Below are 16,692 nucleotides of genomic sequence, written 5' to 3'. Positions count from 1 at the left end.
AAGCATGCCCGGCGCTGATGACGCGACGATTATTTCTGTGCGTCACCCAGATGGCGCGGAAGGGTCGTCTGGATGACGTTTGTGATCCAGTTGTTAGGGCGACGTAAGTTCAGCTGGCGTGGCAGGTGATGCCGGGGGCGCTGGCAATGGTTTCGCCCGCCGCCAGCGGAGCCAGCATGCCGTCCTTCATGCCCTTGGTCCACCATTGCCAGCCGTCGCCGATGTAGCGTGCGCCGCTGCCGGAAATGGCGATGTGCAGTGTGTATGTCTGCCCCTTGATCTTGACCAACGCCGTATTCGTATCCGGATACGCGGCTTGCACGGTTTGGCCGTCGCTGCACCCGTAGGTCGTCCAGGAGGCGGTATCGCTAGTCGCGGCCTGCTGCTTGGCGGGTGTCGCGTTACAGCTCGTCAACGCAAGCATCAGGGCTATAGACGTCATGTGGCGGATGCGCACAGGCTGGCCCTCCCTTCATCGAGGGCCAGCATAAAGCGATCCAGGCCGCGCCACTACGGCAGCGCGGATTTCGCCAGCGACTTGATCTGGTCGGGATCGGTAACTCCCACCAGGCGTCCGGTTTCCTTCGCACCATGGAAGGCAATCAAGGTGCTTTGCTGCGTGATGCCCAACGCGCGCTTTTCGGCGCTTTGATTGTCGTAATCCAGCCTCAGGATCACCAATTTCGCAAAGGCGGGATCGTTGGTCATGGCGTCGATAGTCGGTGCCTGTTTGCGGCAGATCGGGCACCAGCTTGCATAGGCATCGACGAGTACGGGCTGGCCGGCAGCCTGGGCAGCTTTCAAGGCTGCCGTGGAAAACGGTTGGATCGGCTGTGCTTGTGCGACGGTTGTAAAGAGCAGCGCCAATACGACCAGGCAAAGCATGCGGATAGTGGACATGGGACGTTTCCTTGCGGTGGCTCTGATCCACTATTCGGTGGCGGTTGGTGGTTGGTTACACGCGTGACGCCAGTTGTAACTCTTTCATGCCGGCAACCGAAAGGATGCGTAGACGGCGTTGCTCACGGCCGACGGAATTCACTCTTTTGATATACGCATACCCATGAACAACCACCTCAATCCACTGGTTGCCTACGTCGCAGGCGTACTGACGATCCTCTCGCCGTGCGTGATCCCCCTGGTTCCCATCGTGCTTGGCAGCGCCGCACAGCGTCATCGATTGGGTCCGCTGGCATTGGCGTTGGGCCTGGTGGCCTCGTTCACGCTGGCGGGCTTTGCCATTGCGACGATTGGCGCGTCGATCGGGCTGGATGGCGAAACCATTCGTACGTGGAGCGCCGTGTTGCTGCTGGTCATCGGCGTGATCCTGCTATTTCCCGCCTTGCAGGCATTTTTCGAGCACATCATCAGTCCGCTGGCAAACTGGGCCGGCGAGCGTCAGGCCAGGCTGGAACGGTTCGGGTTGGCCGGACAGGCGGGCATCGGCGTGCTGCTGGGACTGGTCTGGAGCCCTTGCGTAGGCCCCACCTTGGGGGCGGCGACCCTGCTTGCCGCACAGGGCAAGAATCTTGGGCAGGTGGCCTTCGTCATGCTGGCCTTTGCCCTGGGCATTGCCACGGTGTTGCTGGCCATGGCGCTGGCCACGCAGAGCCTCCTTGCACGCTGGCGTGGCCGATTGATGAGCGCCGGAACACGCGGCAGGCGCGTTCTGGGTGCGCTCATCGTGGTGGTGGGCGTGCTGATCGTCACCGGCTTCGATCGCAGCCTGGAAGCCGCCGTCCTTGGCGTGCTGCCCGACTGGGTGACCAATCTCACCACGTCGCTTTGAACGCGGCGCAACGCATGACGCATTCGCGTCCATGCGTTGCGTATCGCGACTACTCAGCTGCTGCCGATAACGCGCCCCGTTTCGGCATCGATCTGCAGCGACACGCGAATGCCGGCGGAACTCCTCGCTTTGGCCGTCCAGATGCCACGATGAAAATCGATGTCGTGGACATGTGTGTAACCTTGCGCGGATAGCGATGCGCGGATGTCCACCTCGCTGAACCGAGAGACTTGTTTGTCCGGATAGGCGCGTCCCGTGACCGGGTCCACGCGCAATTTCACATGTTCGCCATTGCCGCTACGCGCGCGAGCTGTCCACACGCCGTCGCGAAAATCGAGGTCGTGAACGTCGGTATAACCCTGCTCGGCCAGCTGCGCGCTCACTTCCTGCTGAGTCAGCGCCTGCTCCTGTGCCATGGCGCCGCCAGCCCATCCCAACGCCAGCGCGATGGTCAATGAAGCAATCTTCTTCACGGATTTTTCCTCATTTGCCTGCGGGGAATTTGAGTCTTGGCTGGGTTGCATCAATCTCGGGTGAAAAAAGAATTTAGTCGTAGGTGTTCGTTCATGCTTTGACGACGTGTGTGAAATCGTGCGTTGCAACGTCGATGCATCATGTGCACGAACAATCTTCTATAAAGCGTGTTACGTGTGTCAGTACGATCAGCGCGCGCGGCTCGCGATGAACGTTCAAATCATCAGTTAATTTTCTACAATAAATCGTGACTCGATCGCATTGTCGGTGCAGGTATGCATGCGCTTGCGAATCGGTATGCAGCGGCGCACATGGATGGAGTTCACAGCGTTGTGAGCGTCGAGTCGTTAGTCTTGCAAGAATCGGGTGGCCGTTTTCCCTGTGAGTGGATGAGTGAGAAATGGCCGTCCGAACAAGAAGGGAGGGCGCCCGGTTGCTTAAGGTACGGGCAAGGTGAGGACGGTCTTCACAACCGGGAGCACAGTTTTGCGGCAAGATGCCGCTAATCTAAGATCCCAACGCCAAACGCACTTGATGGGGGATGGGGTTTCACCCTGGTTTCACGCGTTAGAGGGTGTTATCCGCGCATTTAGCCGCTTGACGTATTGAATCCATAAGGGGTGGGGACGATGCAGGGTGGACTGTGGGCCAATATCTGGGTGCGAAGCTTTGCGATTGCTGCTGCGTATTGCGCTGCGATTGTGCTGTTCAGAGAGATGTCGATCCCTCATTGGATCATTCTGACTGGCTTTCATCTAAGTGTTCTTCTTCTTACCAAGTACAAGTACTGGCCGGCGCTGATTCTGGGAGACACCGTTCGGCTGGCCTATGTCAGCATCACTTGCTATCACCAGTTCGGCTTGCTTTGGGCGCTGGTGAATCTGCTGCCATCGACTTGCCTGATGATGCCGGTCGTATGGCTGTTCCGGGAACGCCTGCGCATCTTTCCCAAACGGGACAGCGTGGAGATGGGCGGACTGGTGCTGTGTTCGCTGCTTGTCGCCCTTATCGTTACGCTGATGTCGCTGGCACAGATTTTGATCACGCCGCTGCCTCCAGGCTATGTCATTCACTACGATCAATTGATTGCACAACTCGTGCTGGGCAATTATCTGGGGGCTTTGACGATTGCGCCCATTGCATTGGTTTTTCGCCAGCTGTTTACCGAGGCACATGGCGACTGGCGGCAATGGGCGCACAACATCGGTGAAAGCCGCTTGCTGTTGGAAGGTGTCTTCCTGATGCTGCCCACGCTGACCTTCCTCGTGTGGGTCGGTTTGCGCGATGAGCACGCCAGGCAGGCGGCCCAGATGGCGATGTTCTTGCCAGTAGTGTGGTTTGCGCTACGGCACGGCTGGAAAGGTGCGGCTTTTGGCGGAACCTTGTCCAGCTTCGCCATCATGCTGCTGATGCCTGAACGCAACGATCACGCGACCCTGCAGGCCGAAACGCTAGTTGCGATGTCGATCTCGACCATGTTGCTGGTGGGCGCGCGCATTGCCGTGCTCGACCGGCGTGTAGAGCAGGAGCGTGTCGACATGCGCATGGCCCTGGCCCTGGCGCAGCGCAATGTTCACTTGGGCGAAGTGCAGCTGCGGATGACTGCCCAGGCGCTGGACCAGATTCGCGATTCCTTCCACGATGTGTTCTACATGATGTTGGGCCGGCTGCGGCATCTGCAGCCTGCCATTGACGATGGCGGTTACAGGCGCCAGGCGCTCGGCATGCAGGATCAGCTGTTTCGGCTGTCCGACAGTCTCTACCCGGTGCAGTTGAGGGAGCGCAGCTTGCCGCCTGCATTGCGGGAAGGAACTATCGCCAGGATTCTCGATGAGGCAGAAATCGCCTATTCATGCGATCTGCGCGGCCCATTGAGTGCGTTCTCCCAATCGATTCATCTTGCTGTCTACCGCATCGTGTGCGAGGCGATCGGAGAGTCGTGTGCGAGGAAAAACGCGACAGAGATAAAAGTGCGCATACGTTTCGGATTGCGTCGTCGCCCTTGGGTGGTGGTGCAGGTCGATACACGTGTGCAGCCGCCCCAGGTGCATCGGATTCGCCGGGACGAAGTGGTCCAAAGGCTTCACCGAATCACCAGTGGCCTGGGTCGGAAAGCCATCATCGACCGTGCAGCGACATTCGAGGGTAGGGTGCGTGAGCGCTCATTGCGCCACGGCAGTCGCATGAGCATCCTGCTTTTTGATCCGACCCATCCCGGCGGTTGAGGTGCCGCCGGGATCGGTCTTTGTGCTTACGGGCCCTTGATATTGCAGTCGATCGGATCGCAGCTGGACTCTGCTGCTGCTGCACTGAGCTGCACCGTTCCGTCGCTCATCGGCGTAGCCGTTACCGTGGATGCGCCGTCGTTATAAACGGTTGCCGGAGCAGCTGCGGGCGTGGCGCTGGACGGAGATGCCGCCGGTTGCTGAGGCGTTGATACCTGCTGCGAATACGCACCGATAGGCAGCGTGATGAATTGCCCGCCTGCGGTTCCCACAGCGCCAAGCACGTTACCGTTGAGATCGTTCACCTGGACGTATCGGATACCGCCGAGCGTAAACACGTATACGTGCCAGTTCGGACTGGTACTTACATCCGTCGTGTTCGGCCACGCTTGACCAAGACCTGTGGACGGGGGACCAGCAAAGGCGACTCCCGATAGGCACGTAGCCAACAGCGTTGCGAGCAAGGCACGACGAGAAATCTTCTGCATGGTGATCCCCTTTGTACAGTGGTTGATGGAGGCACTCCCTTGCGCTGATCAATCTAGCATTGGAGTGTCTGCGAATTTCGCATCCATGGATGTGAATAAGAGGTCTTGGTTCAGTGTCCCAGTCATCTCTGTGATGGTGACGTGAAGGAGACGACACGTGAGATCGCGATGCACGGGCTGGGTTTTCACGGTGCCCGACAGTCGTTGCTCATTTAGATCGATCAACAGTTGATCGATCAGCAGCTGGAAGTGTCGATCACCGAGTCTTTTCTTGCGTGTGCGCGATTTGATCGGCGTGGAACAAAGCGGAGACGTTCCGACATCGTCGGTAGAAGATTTGCTGTTGAGATCGTAGAAGAGAGATCAGCATGATTGAATGAAGGTGCACTCGGATCACGTGAGTTGCAGTGCAGGACTGATCGCAGCCAGTCTGCGTGGAACTGCGCTGCTGATTGAGGAGGCAGAGAACTTTCCCTCTTCGAAGCGAGCGAGTAGAAGTCTTTATGATCAATGCGCGAAGCATGGCTTCGTCTGACACCATGAAGTAGCGGGGGTGCGTCCGCTGCTGAAGAAGTCATACGTCAACAGAGCGGTAACCCATGTCGAGTGCATCGCAAACGAAAAGGGCCCGCATCGCTGCAAGCCCTTGGAATCGATGGTGGCCGGGGACGGAATCGAACCGCCGACACGGGGATTTTCAATCCCCTGCTCTACCAACTGAGCTACCCGGCCAGGGTGGACGACCGCAAGGGTCATCGGTGTTGCGTGGAGCCGCACATTAAATCGGATGGTGGGGCTTGCGTCAAGACTGGGCGTCGGGTGCCACGTAGCCTTCGGGCTTTTTCGCGTCGCCGCCGAACAGGAATTTCTCCATTTCGCCGCCCAGGAACTGGCGCGACTTGGGGTCGAGCGGGTTCAGGCGGTATTCGTTGATCAGCATGGTCTGGTGGGTCAACCACTGTTGCCATGCCGGTTTGGAGATTTCTGCGTAGATGCGCTGGCCCAGCGGGCCGGGCCAGGGGGCGAAGTCCAGGCCTTCGGCGTCGATGCCAAGCTTGGCGCAGTGAACGGTACGGCTCATCAATGGTGTTCCTCGGTGGGTTCCGGCAGCGCCAGCAGCAGGGATCGAACAGGGGCGGGCAGGCCGAGCGACGGCAGCTCCGCGCCAGTGCACCAGCGCAAGTCGCCATTATCGGCGATTGCCTGCTTCGGTGCCGCGCCGTCGAACAGCAGGGGCTGGATCTGCAGGCGGTAATGGCTGAATACGTGGACAAATGGCTTCAGCGGCTGCGCATCGTCGATCCGGGCGCGGGCCTGCGCCTCGCGCCACGCGTCGTCGGTGTCGTGGGCTTCGGGCAAACTCCAGAGTCCGGCCCACACACCTTGCGCGCCGCGTCGTTGCAGCAGGATGCGGTTCGCCGCATCGCGCAGGATCAGCATGATGGTGCTGCGCGTGGGAATGGTCTTGCCCGGCTTGGGTGTAGGGAGTTGCGCGGTGAGATGATCGCGATGCGCCACGCACGCCTCGTGCATGGGGCAGGCGTTGCACAAAGGGCGTGTGCGCACGCAGACCGTGGCGCCGAGATCCATGATCGCCTGGGTGTAATCGGCGGCGCGTTCGGCTGGCGTGTGCTCGTCTGCGCGCAACCACAGCTGCTTTTCGACCTCGCGTTCGCCCGGATGGCCGGCGATGCCGTGATAGCGTGTCAGCACGCGTTTGACGTTGCCGTCGAGGATGGGAAAGCGCAATCCATAAGCCTGCGCAAGTATCGCGCCCGCGGTGGAGCGGCCGATGCCGGGCAGCGCTGAGAGTGCGTCGAAATCGCGCGGCAATTCTCCGTTGTGTCGTTCCACGCACAGTTGCGCGGCGCGATGCAGAAAGCGGGCGCGACGGTAATAACCAAGCCCCGACCATAACGCGAGCACGATGTCTTCGTCGGCGGCGGCAAGATCGCGCAGCGTCGGTAGTTGCGTGATAAAGCGCTGAAAGTAGGGAATCACGGTAGCCACTTGCGTCTGCTGCAGCATGATTTCCGACAGCCAGACGCGATAGGCATCGCGCGGATGCTGCCACGGCAGATCGTGACGACCGTGGCGATCGAACCAGTCGAGCAGGGCGGTGGCGAAGGATGTCACTGGGGATGCGGCGCGGCGGATTGATCGGGTGACGCAACGCTTCCCGCACTCGCGGGGACGGCGTTGCCTGTTTGTATGCTCAGGCCCTCGATATGGACCTTGCCGACATCCAGCGTGGCCATGTTGATCTCGCCGTTACCAGGTGGCGACGAGAGTTTCGGAGCCTGTGGATTGGCCATCTGATTCCACCATTGCGCCATGGCCAGCGGCGGGAGTTCCAGATCGACGTGATTGTTCTTGCCCAGCAGTTTTATACGCAACAGCAGCGGTGTATCTGTCGCGGCCGGAGACAGGGAAATGGCTGCATCGTAGTTGCCTTCGCCGGCTTCGTAGAATTTGCCCTGAAGCTCCATGGATGCATTGGCCGCGCCCTGCCAGCGCGCGTGGCCGGTCAGCTGCAGTGCTGTGGCGTTGCTGTCGGACGCGTGCAGCACGATGTTGCCGAGCATCAGCGCACCGCTCGTGATGCTGGGCACGCTCGATATCTGCAACTGCAACGGCGTGCCGTCCGTTTCCTTGGCCGACAGATTGATCCAGAAAGGCTGCGAGGGAGCGAGTCGACCGGTGTCGAGCGAAACATCGCTCAGCCACTGGCTGTTGTTTTCCACCACGCTTCCGTTGCGAATGCGCACGCCCGTGGCAATGCGCGGAATCTGATCGGGTACGACGGCCGATTGCGATGGCAGGTTGAGCAGCCACGCCTGCAGCGCATCGAGGTCCACGCGCGGCGAGTCGATTTGCATGCGCGAGATCACCATCGGGCCACCGAACAACGTATGCCAGGGCAGTACCAGGCGACCGTTTGCGGCCAGCAGGATTGGCATGTTTGGCGTGCCCAGACCGTTATCGCGCGCGGCAAGCGTAATGCCCATCAATTGCAGGGCCGGACGCGGAAACAGGGTGGGGCTTGCGGGGCTGGAGAGTGTGAGCTGCAGACCGGCATCGTTGGCCTGAGCCTGCAGCATCTTGGTGAATCGATCGGGTTGCAGCAGCAGATACAACGCAACCAGCACGGACAGCGCGACAACGCCGGCGATGCAGGCACAGGCGATCAGCAGTACTCGCAGTGGGCGCGGCAATGTCATTGGCGTTCGCGTGGCAATCTCTCAGGCGCGTGCGAAATCGGCGGGAAGCAAGCCATCGACATAGGCATCGGCATCGAATACGCGCAGATCGGTCGCGGTTTCGCCCAGGCCGACAAAACGAATCGGCAGGCCGAACTCGCGCGCCAGCGCAAACACCACGCCACCCTTGGCGGTGCCGTCGAGCTTGGTCACCACCAGGCCGGTGACGCCGACGATCTGACGGAACTGGCGGACCTGGTTCACGGCGTTCTGTCCCGTCGTGCCATCGATCACCATCAGCACTTCGTGCGGCGCATCGGCATCGAGCTTCTTGAGCACCCGCGCGATCTTGCCCAATTCGTCCATCAGGCCTCCCTGCGTGTGCAGGCGGCCGGCAGTGTCGGCAATCAGTACGTCGGCGTGGCGTGAACGCGCGGCTTGCAAGGCGTCGAAGATGACGCTGGCCGCATCGGCGTCCTGGCCCTGGGAAATCACGGGGACCTGGTTGCGCTCGCCCCAGGTTTTCAGTTGCTCGACCGCCGCGGCGCGGAACGTGTCGCCGGCCGCCAGCAGCACCTGGCGGTCCTCGTCGCGCCATCTGCGCGCAAGCTTGCCGATGGTGGTGGTCTTGCCTGCGCCGTTGATGCCCACGGTGAGCACGACGAAGGGTTTGTGTCGGTCGATGTGCAGCGGCTTCTGCACGGGCTTGAGCAGTGCGATCAGTTCCTGCCGCAACGCCTGCAACAAAGCGTCGGCGTCGGCGAACTCGCGCTTGTGCATGCGCTTGCGCAGGTTTTCCACCAGGGAGGTGCTGGCCTCGATGCCGACGTCCGCGGTGATCAGCGTGGTTTCCAGCTCGTCCAGCAGGCTGTCGTCCAGTTTCGGATGACGCGAGAACAACGAAGAAAGCCCGCGCGCGAACGTGCTGCCGGACAACCGCTCGCGCCAGCCGCGCTTGGCGGGAGTCTCCGCGGTGTCCGCATCCACAGGTGCAGCGGGAGCCAGCGTGTCCGTTAAGGTTGGCGCCTCCGAGGCTGCGGTATCGATGGGCGCCTGTTGGCCTGCTTCCTCGTTGTCCCCGGTGCCGTTGTCGGCGGGCTTCTTCTTCCAGAACTTGAGCATGGGGGTCATGATTCAAAGACAATGGGCGGCATGCTACCACCCCGACCTGTACTGCCCGCTGAGGGGCACCGCCCATGAAGGCCGCTCCCGGGCGTATCCGCATTATTGGCGGCCACTTGCGCAATTCCCGCTTGAACGTGCCCGATCTCCCCGGGTTGCGGCCCACGCCCGAGCGTGTGCGTGAAACCCTGTTCAATTGGCTGGCGCCGACCATTGCCGGTGTGCGGGCTCTCGACCTGTGCGCGGGTACTGGAGCGCTGGGCATCGAAGCGCTTTCGCGCGGCGCGGAGACCGTGCAGTTCGTGGAACCGCACGCCGCGACCGCGCAGGCGTTGCGCGACAATCTGGCGCGGCTGAAGGCCCAGGGCGGCGAGGTCGCGTGTGCGGATGCGCTGCATTTCCTGCAGCGTCCGGCAAAGCCCTTCGGGCTCGTCTTCCTCGATCCGCCGTTTGCCATGCAATTGTGGACGCCGTTGGCGCAGCAACTGGAACGGGGCGGCTGGCTTGTGACGTCGGCGCAGATCTACGTCGAGTGTCCGCGTGAGATGACACCTGCCTTGCCCGAAAACTGGACGCTCTACCGCGAAGGTCAGGCTGGGGAGGTGCGCTACATGCTCTATCGCCGGAATTAGGGCGTTCGATTAAGCTAGTGCCGTCCTTCCCGCGAATTCTGCTTTTGTGAAAAAGACGCCGGTCAACACACGCCTTGCCGTCTATCCGGGTACTTTCGACCCGATTACCAACGGCCATGCGGATCTCGTGGCGCGTGCCGCCCCACTGTTCGAGCGAGTCGTGGTCGCGGTGGCGGATAGTCCGAACAAGGGCAAGGGCCCCGGTTTCACGATGCAGGAACGCATTTCGCTGGCGCGTCTGGCGCTTGCCGATCTGCCGAATGTGGAAGTGCGCGGCTTCGATTGCCTGTTGGCCCAGCTGGTGGAGGAGATCGGCGCAGGCGTGATCATCCGCGGATTGCGCGCCGTGTCCGATTTCGAATACGAATTTCAGCTGGCGAGCATGAATCGTCATCTCATTCCCAAGGCCGAGACGCTATTCTTGACGCCGGCGGAGCAGTACAGCTTCATTTCTTCCTCGCTGGTGCGCGAGATCGGTCGCCTTGGTGGTGACATTTCAGGTTTCGTGCATCCCGCAGTCCAACAAGCCATGCGGCAGCGCTGGCATAAAAAGCAACCCGAAATCGAAGGGGATAACTATGCGTAAACTCACTCTCATCGCCACGGCTCTTGCATTGACCGGCTGCCTCGCGTTGTCCGCATGCAACAACAGCGGCGATGGCCAGCAGCAGGCTGCCCAGCAGACCCAGCAGCTCACCAAGCCGAGCGACCCGAACGACACCAAGGCATGGGGTGCCTATCTCGGTCAGATCGTGCAGGCCAACATGCAGGGCATGTCCGCCCCGCAGCCGTATGCCTACATGGTTCCGGCCGGCGACGACGACGCCACCAAGGACGCTCGCGACCGCCAGCTGAGCAACGTGCAGGACACCGTCGACCGCGGCGTGCTGCCGGGCAACATGCTGGTGTTCGGCGGCCCGGATTCGGGCAAGACGGCTGACCTCCTCACCACGGCGTTCAAGGATGCCAAGGCTGGTTCCTTCAAGGGCGTGATCGTTCTGTTCATCGGCGACAAGGCCGACGAGCAGCGCGTTGACGACGTGCTGAAGCCGACCAACGCGACGATTCGTTTCGTCCAGATGTAATCCTTTGCCTCGCTCCCTCTCCCTTCCGGGGAGAGGGAGCAGCCCCGTCACCACGAGCCAGTTAAAGCGTGCGTCGACGAATGTACCCGTCGCAAGAACATCCTCCGTGCCATGATCCGCTTTCCCGTTGGAAGACACCTCCGGGTTGTTGCTGCGCACAACAAGCGCCGGTCCATGTAGACTAATCCGGCATGTCCCTGAAGATCCTCGATACCTGCGTCAACTGCGACGTCTGCGAACCCGTCTGCCCCAACAAGGCGATTTCGCTCGGCGAGGACTACTACATCATCGATCCCGCGCTGTGCACCGAATGCGTCGGTCATCATGACGAACCGCAGTGTGTGGTCGTGTGTCCAGTGGAATGCATCATCGTCGACCCCGCGCATACCGAAACGCGCGTGCAGCTCGAAGATAAGTACAAACACCTGATGGAGACCAACGAATGAAGCTTGCGTTGCGCTGGCAGGCGCTGCTGATTGGTTTTTTGCTGGGTACGAGCGGAGCGTTTGCCGCCGACAACCCGATACCGTCCAACCATGCCGTGCAGCTTGCGCAACGTCCCGGTCACGCCGGGATCGCCAGTGCCAATGCCTTGGCGACGGAAGCGGGCTTTGAAGTGCTGGCCAAAGGCGGCAATGCGTTCGATGCGGCCGTGGCCGTGGCGTCCACGTTGTCCATTGTCGAACCGGAAAGCTCGGGCATCGGCGGCGGCTTCATGGCCACCATGCATATCGCTGCCTCCAATCGCGATGTGTTTGTCGACGCGCGCGAAATGGCGCCGGCAGCCGTCGATGCGAAGGACTATCTCAATCCCGATGGCACGCCCAATCGCGATACCTCGCTGAAGGGGCCGCTGTCGGCAGGTATTCCCGGCGAACCCGCGGGTCTGGTCTGGATCGCCAAGCACTACGGCAAGCTGCCGCTCAGTGCCTCGCTGGCGCCTGCGATCCGCACGGCACGCGACGGTTTCAAGCCGGATAGCCGCCTACTCGGCTCCATCCAGGAAGAGCAGAAGAATCTGATGCGCTGGCCCGCATCCGCCGCCAAGTATCTGCCAGATGGCAAGGTTCCGGCCGCAGGCGACATCTGGCGCGATCCGGACCAGGCGCACACGCTGGAGCTGCTTGCCCAATATGGTGATTCCGGCTTCTACAGCGGCGAAACGGCGCAGAAGTTGGTCGATGCCGTGAACTCAGCGGGTGGTCACTGGACGCTGAAGGATCTGGCTTCGTATCGCGCGAAGGAACGCACGCCGATCGTCGTCGACTATCGCGGCTACAAGATCATCACCGCGCCGCCGCCGTCCTCTGGTGGCGTGGCGATCGCGCAGATCCTCAATATTCTGTCCGGCTTCGATCTAAGCCAGATGGACAAGGCGCACCGCGTGCATCTGGAGATCGAAGCGATGCGTCGCGCGTTCCGCGATCACAACGATTACCTCGGCGATCCGGATTTCGTGAAGATGCCGTTGGACATGCTGTTGTCGCCATACTACGCGGACGGCCTGCGGCAGTCGATCCTGCCCGACAAGGCCACGCCGTCGTCGATGCTGGCGCCGTCGAGCGGCCAGGATCCGGGCATGCACACCACGCATTTCTCGATCATCGACGCCGACGGCAACATGGTGGCGATCACGTCCACGGTGAACTACGTGCTGGGTTCCACCTTCGTCGCGCAGGGCACGGGCGTGCTGCTCAACGATGAAATGGACGACTTCGCGCTGGTGCCGAACAAGCCCAACGTATACGGCCTGCTCGGCAGCAAGGCCAACGCGCCGGAACCGGGCAAGCGCATGCTGTCGTCGATGTCGCCCAGCATCGTGATCGGTCCCGATCGCACTGCGGTGATCGGTTCGCCCGGCGGCTCGACCATCATCACCCAGGTGCTGGAAGGCATCCTTGCCTTCGTCGATGGCGGCGACGCGCATCAGGTAGCGGCGCACAAGCGTTTCCATCATCAGTTCATGCCCGATGTAGTGATGGTGGAGCCCGGTGTATTTGATGCCGCGACGACTGACGCGCTGACGCGCATGGGTTACACGTTCAAGGATCGCGAGCCGTGGGGCTTCATGAACGTGGTGATCTGGGATCGTCGCAGCAACAAGCTCGATGCCGCCAGCGACCCTCGCCGGGCCGATGGCTTGGGCAAAGTGCAATAAGCGGTTTGGGAACAGTCATGCAGTTGTGGTCCATCAACGGCAACACTCAGAAACTCGATGGCGGCGCGATGTTCGGCAACGCGCCCAAGGCGATGTGGTCGCGCTGGATCGCGCCGGACGAACTCAACCGGATTCCGCTGGCATGCCGCTGCCTGCTGATAAAGGATCTGGAAGGCCGCAACGTGCTTTTCGAAACGGGCATCGGCGCGTTCTTCGAGCCCGCGTTGCGCGAACGCTATGGCGTGGTGGAAAGCCACCATGTATTGCTCGACTCGCTTGCCGCCGCGGGCATTTCGCACGAAGACATCGATGTGGTGGTGCTGTCGCACCTGCACTTCGACCACGCGGGTGGTTTGCTCGCCGCATGGGAAGAGGGCAAGACGCCTGAGCTGCTGTTCCCGAACGCGAAGTTCCTGGTCGGCGCCCATCACTGGCAGCGTGCGTTGAAGCCGCATCCGCGCGATCGCGCGTCCTTCATTCCGGAGCTGCAGCAGCTCTTGCTGCAAAGCGGCCGCCTCGAACTGGTCGCCGGCGAATACTCGCAAACGCTGGGGCAGGCAGTGCGCTTCCATTTCTCGTGGGGTCACACTCCGGGATTGATGCTGGCGGAGTGTGCTGGCGTAGTTTTTTGCGCGGATCTGATCTCCGGCCGGCATTGGGTGCATCTGCCGATCACCATGGGTTACGACCGCTTCCCGGAGGCGCTGATCGAAGAAAAGCGCGGCTTTCTGGAAGACAAACTCGCGCGCAATGTGCGGCTGTTCTTCACCCACGATCATGCCTGCGCCATGGCCCGCGTGACACGCGACGACCGCGGGCGCTATGGTACGGCCGACGAGCAGCCCGAATTGCGCGGCGCCGTGTCCTGACATATCCACCAGGCATTCACCCGGAGGTTCGATGAGCGGCGAGCGGAAGGTCCCACTCTCCATCCGTGAGCTGCTGCTACCTGCACTGGGTGCGATCATTCTCCTTCTGGGCGTGGGCCTGGCCGCGGTCACCGAGAAGGGACACATCGACTATCGCGCGCAGATGAAAAGGCACGGCGGCGATGTGCTGGACCTGGGACGCAACGGTCGCCCCGATCCTGACGAGCAGGGTTACATGGTGCGCGTGGTCGGCTCGCTGGAAGTGGTGGAGTCACCGCTCGACCAGCAGTTCAACCAGCAGGCCGATGTGCCGGTGCTGATACGCCACGTGCAGATGTTCCAATGGCATGAGCAACGTTATGGCGGCCCTGCATCCTACGAACTCGACTGGGAAGACAAGCCCATCGATTCCAGCCACTTCGAGCATCCCGAAGGGCACACGAATCCTGGATCGTTTCCGCTTCAGAACGCGCAGTTCAGTGCGGGGCTGCTGCGCTTGAATGACTTCACGCTCTCGGCATCGCTGGTGCAGGGCTTGATCGCCACCCAGACGGTAATGCCGGATTTGCGCAAGCTGCCCAGCAACCTTGCCGCCAGTTTCAGTCTCTTCAAGGACGGCCTGGTCACCAGTGCCGTGCCGTCGAATCCGCAGGTCGGCGATCTGCGCGTCAGTTGGGAAGGCGTGCCTACTCAGGAGGTGACGATCGTTGCCAAAGTGCAGGGCCGCGAACTCGTCCCCGCCAGCGATGCGGCGGACGGCGTTGGTTACGCCTTGCAGCCCGGCGATATCCCGCTTGTGGATCTGTTTCCCGATCTTCCGGTACCGCCGGGATTCACCTGGTTGCGCCGTGTTTTTTCGGTGATGTTGGCGACGCTCGGCACGGCGTTGTTGGTGCGGTGGCATTACAAGAGCATCGACTCTGTACTGACGCCATCCATCGCCGTGTTGGTGATCGGCGCTGTGGATGGCGTGCTTTGGCTGGGTAACGACAACGCCTTGGCAGGATGGTGGCTTGGTCTTGCGCTGGTCGGCATCGCGCTGACGACGTGGCGCGTGCGAGCGCTGCAGGCCCATCAGCCCTGACACAGTACCTCCCGGGCCTTGCCCGGCTGTCGCCTTGATCGTGCCCTCAAAAGGACTCGGGAGTGATGGAGCATCGCCGCCAGTTGATTCCCGGAGTTCGTCATGTCGATCCGCTTGTCACTGAGTATTGCACTGACTTGTTGTCTGGTTTTGCCTCCGGCGCATGCGCAGGATCGTGCCGCATGGAATGCACCGCAGAAACCATTTCGGATTTTCGGCAACACCTACTACGTCGGACCGCATGGTTTGTCTTCGATTCTGGTGAAGACGTCGCAGGGGCTTGTGCTGATCGACGGCGATTTGCCGGAATCCACACCACTTATTGAAGCGAACATCCGCGAGCTAGGTTTCCGCATAAGCGACGTTCGCTGGATTCTCAACTCGCACGCGCACAGCGATCACGCCGGCGGCATTGCGGAGCTTCAGCGCGCAAGCGGCGCACAGGTATTGGCCAGTGCCGCCGGTGCGCATGCGATGGAACTCGGTGGCGCGGACCCGAACGATCCGCAATACGGCACGGCTCCCACCTATCCGCCCGTGCATCATGTTCGCGTCGTAGCCGATGGAGAAACCTTGCACCTTGGCGATGTCGACATCACGGCGCATTACACACCCGGCCACACGCCCGGTAGTACGTCCTGGACGTGGCGAACCTGCGAAGGCGGCACCTGCCTGAATATCGCCTACGCCGACAGTCTTACGGCCATCAGCAACCCTCACTACCGTTTCACGGACGCAGCCGCGCATCCGCATCGCGTGGAAGATTTTCGTCGCGCCATTGCGACAGTGGCAGCGTTGCCCTGCGACATTCTGCTCACGCCGCATCCGGGCGCGAGCGATTTCTGGGAAAGAATGAAGCGGCGCGAAGCCGGCACGCAGCCCGATCCATTAGTGGATCAGAACGCGTGCAAGGCATATGCGGCGACGGCCGAAAAGGATCTCGATGCACGCCTGGACAAGGAACGCGCATCGCAGCCGTGACGGACTCAGCCGAATAGTGCGGCGTGTTCGATAAACCAGAGTCCCGCGAACAGCTTCGGATCGATGGAATAACCCTCGGCGGCGCGTGCCATCAGCCACGCGCCGGCTTCCTTGCGCGGCACCTCGTGCACCACGATGTTCTCGCTCTCGTCGCCGCCGCCGTTGCCGATCTTGACCAGATCATGGGCGCGCGCAAAAGCGATGATCTCGCTGCTCATGCCGGACGATGACGGCCCTTCGTGCACGAAGCTCACACGTGCACAGCGATAGCCGGTTTCTTCTTCCAGTTCGCGCTGCGCGGCGAGCAGGGCGCTTTCGTTCTGGCTGCCTGCCAGATCGCCGACCAGGCCTGCCGGCATTTCGATGGTGAACTGCTGTACGGCCACGCGGTATTGCTCGACGAACAAAATCTTGTCTTCAGGCGTTACCGCAAGAATGATCACGGCACCGCCCGGATTGTTGCGCTCCGCATATTCCCAACGGCCACGGCGGCGCAGCGCAAGCCAGCGTCCCTGATAAAGCGTTTCAGGTGTCGAATGGGCGTCCTGAGGGATGCGGTCCGTATGCGTCATGTCGAATAGCCTG

General features: G+C 61.3%; 19 protein-coding genes and 1 tRNA gene. 10 read left to right on the top strand and 10 right to left on the bottom strand.

The features are described 5' to 3' along the window. Positions 1 to 109 precede the first annotated feature (109 nt). Positions 110 to 442, bottom strand: coding sequence for an MliC family protein (locus DWU99_RS13445; protein WP_115478585.1), 333 nt, complete (start codon positions 440 to 442; stop codon positions 110 to 112). A gap of 68 nt (positions 443 to 510) precedes the next feature. Further along, complete coding sequence (locus tag DWU99_RS13440) at positions 511 to 900, bottom strand: thioredoxin family protein (RefSeq protein ID WP_115478584.1); 390 nt, start codon at positions 898 to 900, stop codon at positions 511 to 513. 163 nt (positions 901 to 1,063) lie between these two features. On the opposite strand from DWU99_RS13440, the gene DWU99_RS13435 reads away from it, so the two are divergent. Next, entirely contained in the window at positions 1,064 to 1,789 is a 726-nt protein-coding gene (locus DWU99_RS13435; protein ID WP_115478583.1) for a cytochrome c biogenesis CcdA family protein, read from the top strand. Positions 1,790 to 1,842: 53 nt separating this feature from the next. Here the strand turns inward: DWU99_RS13435 and DWU99_RS13430 are convergent, their stop codons facing one another. Further along, positions 1,843 to 2,262, bottom strand: a complete 420-nt coding sequence (locus DWU99_RS13430) for a PepSY domain-containing protein (protein WP_233511139.1) — start codon at positions 2,260 to 2,262, stop codon at positions 1,843 to 1,845. A gap of 630 nt (positions 2,263 to 2,892) precedes the next feature. On the opposite strand from DWU99_RS13430, the gene DWU99_RS13425 reads away from it, so the two are divergent. Continuing rightward, complete coding sequence (locus tag DWU99_RS13425) at positions 2,893 to 4,488, top strand: MASE1 domain-containing protein (RefSeq protein ID WP_115478581.1); 1,596 nt, start codon at positions 2,893 to 2,895, stop codon at positions 4,486 to 4,488. 26 nt (positions 4,489 to 4,514) lie between these two features. Here DWU99_RS13425 and DWU99_RS13420 read toward each other — a convergent pair whose 3' ends face one another. The 6 genes from DWU99_RS13420 to ftsY form a co-directional block, all read right to left on the bottom strand. After that, positions 4,515 to 4,976 carry a hypothetical protein gene (locus DWU99_RS13420; RefSeq protein ID WP_233511137.1) on the bottom strand — a complete coding sequence of 154 codons (462 nt, stop codon included), beginning with the start codon at positions 4,974 to 4,976 and terminating at the stop codon, positions 4,515 to 4,517. 656 nt (positions 4,977 to 5,632) lie between these two features. Next, positions 5,633 to 5,708, bottom strand: a tRNA-Phe gene (locus tag DWU99_RS13415). A gap of 70 nt (positions 5,709 to 5,778) precedes the next feature. Beyond that, entirely contained in the window at positions 5,779 to 6,057 is a 279-nt protein-coding gene (locus DWU99_RS13410) for an oxidative damage protection protein (protein ID WP_115478580.1), read from the bottom strand. After that, the gene (gene mutY, locus DWU99_RS13405; protein WP_115478579.1) at positions 6,057 to 7,112 is read right to left on the bottom strand and encodes an A/G-specific adenine glycosylase; all 1,056 of its coding nucleotides are present in this window, start codon (positions 7,110 to 7,112) and stop codon (positions 6,057 to 6,059) included. The genes DWU99_RS13410 and mutY overlap by 1 nt, the downstream gene beginning before the upstream one ends. Beyond that, positions 7,109 to 8,197 carry an AsmA family protein gene (locus DWU99_RS13400; protein ID WP_233511136.1) on the bottom strand — a complete coding sequence of 363 codons (1,089 nt, stop codon included), beginning with the start codon at positions 8,195 to 8,197 and terminating at the stop codon, positions 7,109 to 7,111. The genes mutY and DWU99_RS13400 overlap by 4 nt, the downstream gene beginning before the upstream one ends. A gap of 21 nt (positions 8,198 to 8,218) precedes the next feature. Further along, entirely contained in the window at positions 8,219 to 9,298 is a 1,080-nt protein-coding gene (ftsY, locus tag DWU99_RS13395) for a signal recognition particle-docking protein FtsY (RefSeq protein WP_115478578.1), read from the bottom strand. Positions 9,299 to 9,372: 74 nt separating this feature from the next. On the opposite strand from ftsY, the gene rsmD reads away from it, so the two are divergent. From rsmD to bla, 8 genes are all read left to right on the top strand, one after another. Continuing rightward, positions 9,373 to 9,930, top strand: coding sequence for a 16S rRNA (guanine(966)-N(2))-methyltransferase RsmD (rsmD, locus tag DWU99_RS13390; RefSeq protein ID WP_115478577.1), 558 nt, complete (start codon positions 9,373 to 9,375; stop codon positions 9,928 to 9,930). A 46-nt stretch (positions 9,931 to 9,976) separates the two neighbouring features. Further along, positions 9,977 to 10,516, top strand: coding sequence for a pantetheine-phosphate adenylyltransferase (gene coaD, locus DWU99_RS13385; RefSeq protein WP_115478576.1), 540 nt, complete (start codon positions 9,977 to 9,979; stop codon positions 10,514 to 10,516). Next, positions 10,509 to 11,015 carry a hypothetical protein gene (locus DWU99_RS13380; RefSeq protein ID WP_115478575.1) on the top strand — a complete coding sequence of 169 codons (507 nt, stop codon included), beginning with the start codon at positions 10,509 to 10,511 and terminating at the stop codon, positions 11,013 to 11,015. Before coaD ends, DWU99_RS13380 begins: the two co-directional genes overlap by 8 nt. A 191-nt stretch (positions 11,016 to 11,206) precedes the next feature. Then, on the top strand, positions 11,207 to 11,461 hold the full coding sequence (locus tag DWU99_RS13375) for a YfhL family 4Fe-4S dicluster ferredoxin (protein WP_115478574.1): 255 nt from the start codon (positions 11,207 to 11,209) through the stop codon (positions 11,459 to 11,461). Further along, the gene (gene ggt / locus DWU99_RS13370) at positions 11,458 to 13,173 is read left to right on the top strand and encodes a gamma-glutamyltransferase (RefSeq protein WP_115478573.1); all 1,716 of its coding nucleotides are present in this window, start codon (positions 11,458 to 11,460) and stop codon (positions 13,171 to 13,173) included. The genes DWU99_RS13375 and ggt overlap by 4 nt, the downstream gene beginning before the upstream one ends. A gap of 17 nt (positions 13,174 to 13,190) precedes the next feature. Beyond that, positions 13,191 to 14,042 carry an MBL fold metallo-hydrolase gene (locus DWU99_RS13365; RefSeq protein WP_115478572.1) on the top strand — a complete coding sequence of 284 codons (852 nt, stop codon included), beginning with the start codon at positions 13,191 to 13,193 and terminating at the stop codon, positions 14,040 to 14,042. 31 nt (positions 14,043 to 14,073) lie between these two features. Beyond that, entirely contained in the window at positions 14,074 to 15,126 is a 1,053-nt protein-coding gene (locus DWU99_RS13360) for a TMEM43 family protein (RefSeq protein WP_115478571.1), read from the top strand. 102 nt (positions 15,127 to 15,228) lie between these two features. Further along, on the top strand, positions 15,229 to 16,107 hold the full coding sequence (bla, locus tag DWU99_RS13355; RefSeq protein ID WP_115478570.1) for a subclass B3 metallo-beta-lactamase: 879 nt from the start codon (positions 15,229 to 15,231) through the stop codon (positions 16,105 to 16,107). Between the two features lie 5 nt (positions 16,108 to 16,112). On the opposite strand, the gene DWU99_RS13350 is transcribed toward bla, so the two are convergent. Further along, positions 16,113 to 16,679 carry an NUDIX hydrolase gene (locus DWU99_RS13350; protein WP_115478569.1) on the bottom strand — a complete coding sequence of 189 codons (567 nt, stop codon included), beginning with the start codon at positions 16,677 to 16,679 and terminating at the stop codon, positions 16,113 to 16,115. Between the last annotated feature and the right edge of the window lie 13 nt (positions 16,680 to 16,692).

The organism is Dyella psychrodurans (genome assembly GCF_003363265.1).
Taxonomy (GTDB): domain Bacteria; phylum Pseudomonadota; class Gammaproteobacteria; order Xanthomonadales; family Rhodanobacteraceae; genus Dyella_B; species Dyella_B psychrodurans.
Note: the sequence above shows the minus strand (reverse complement) of the source record. Positions and strands in the feature narration are given on the sequence as shown.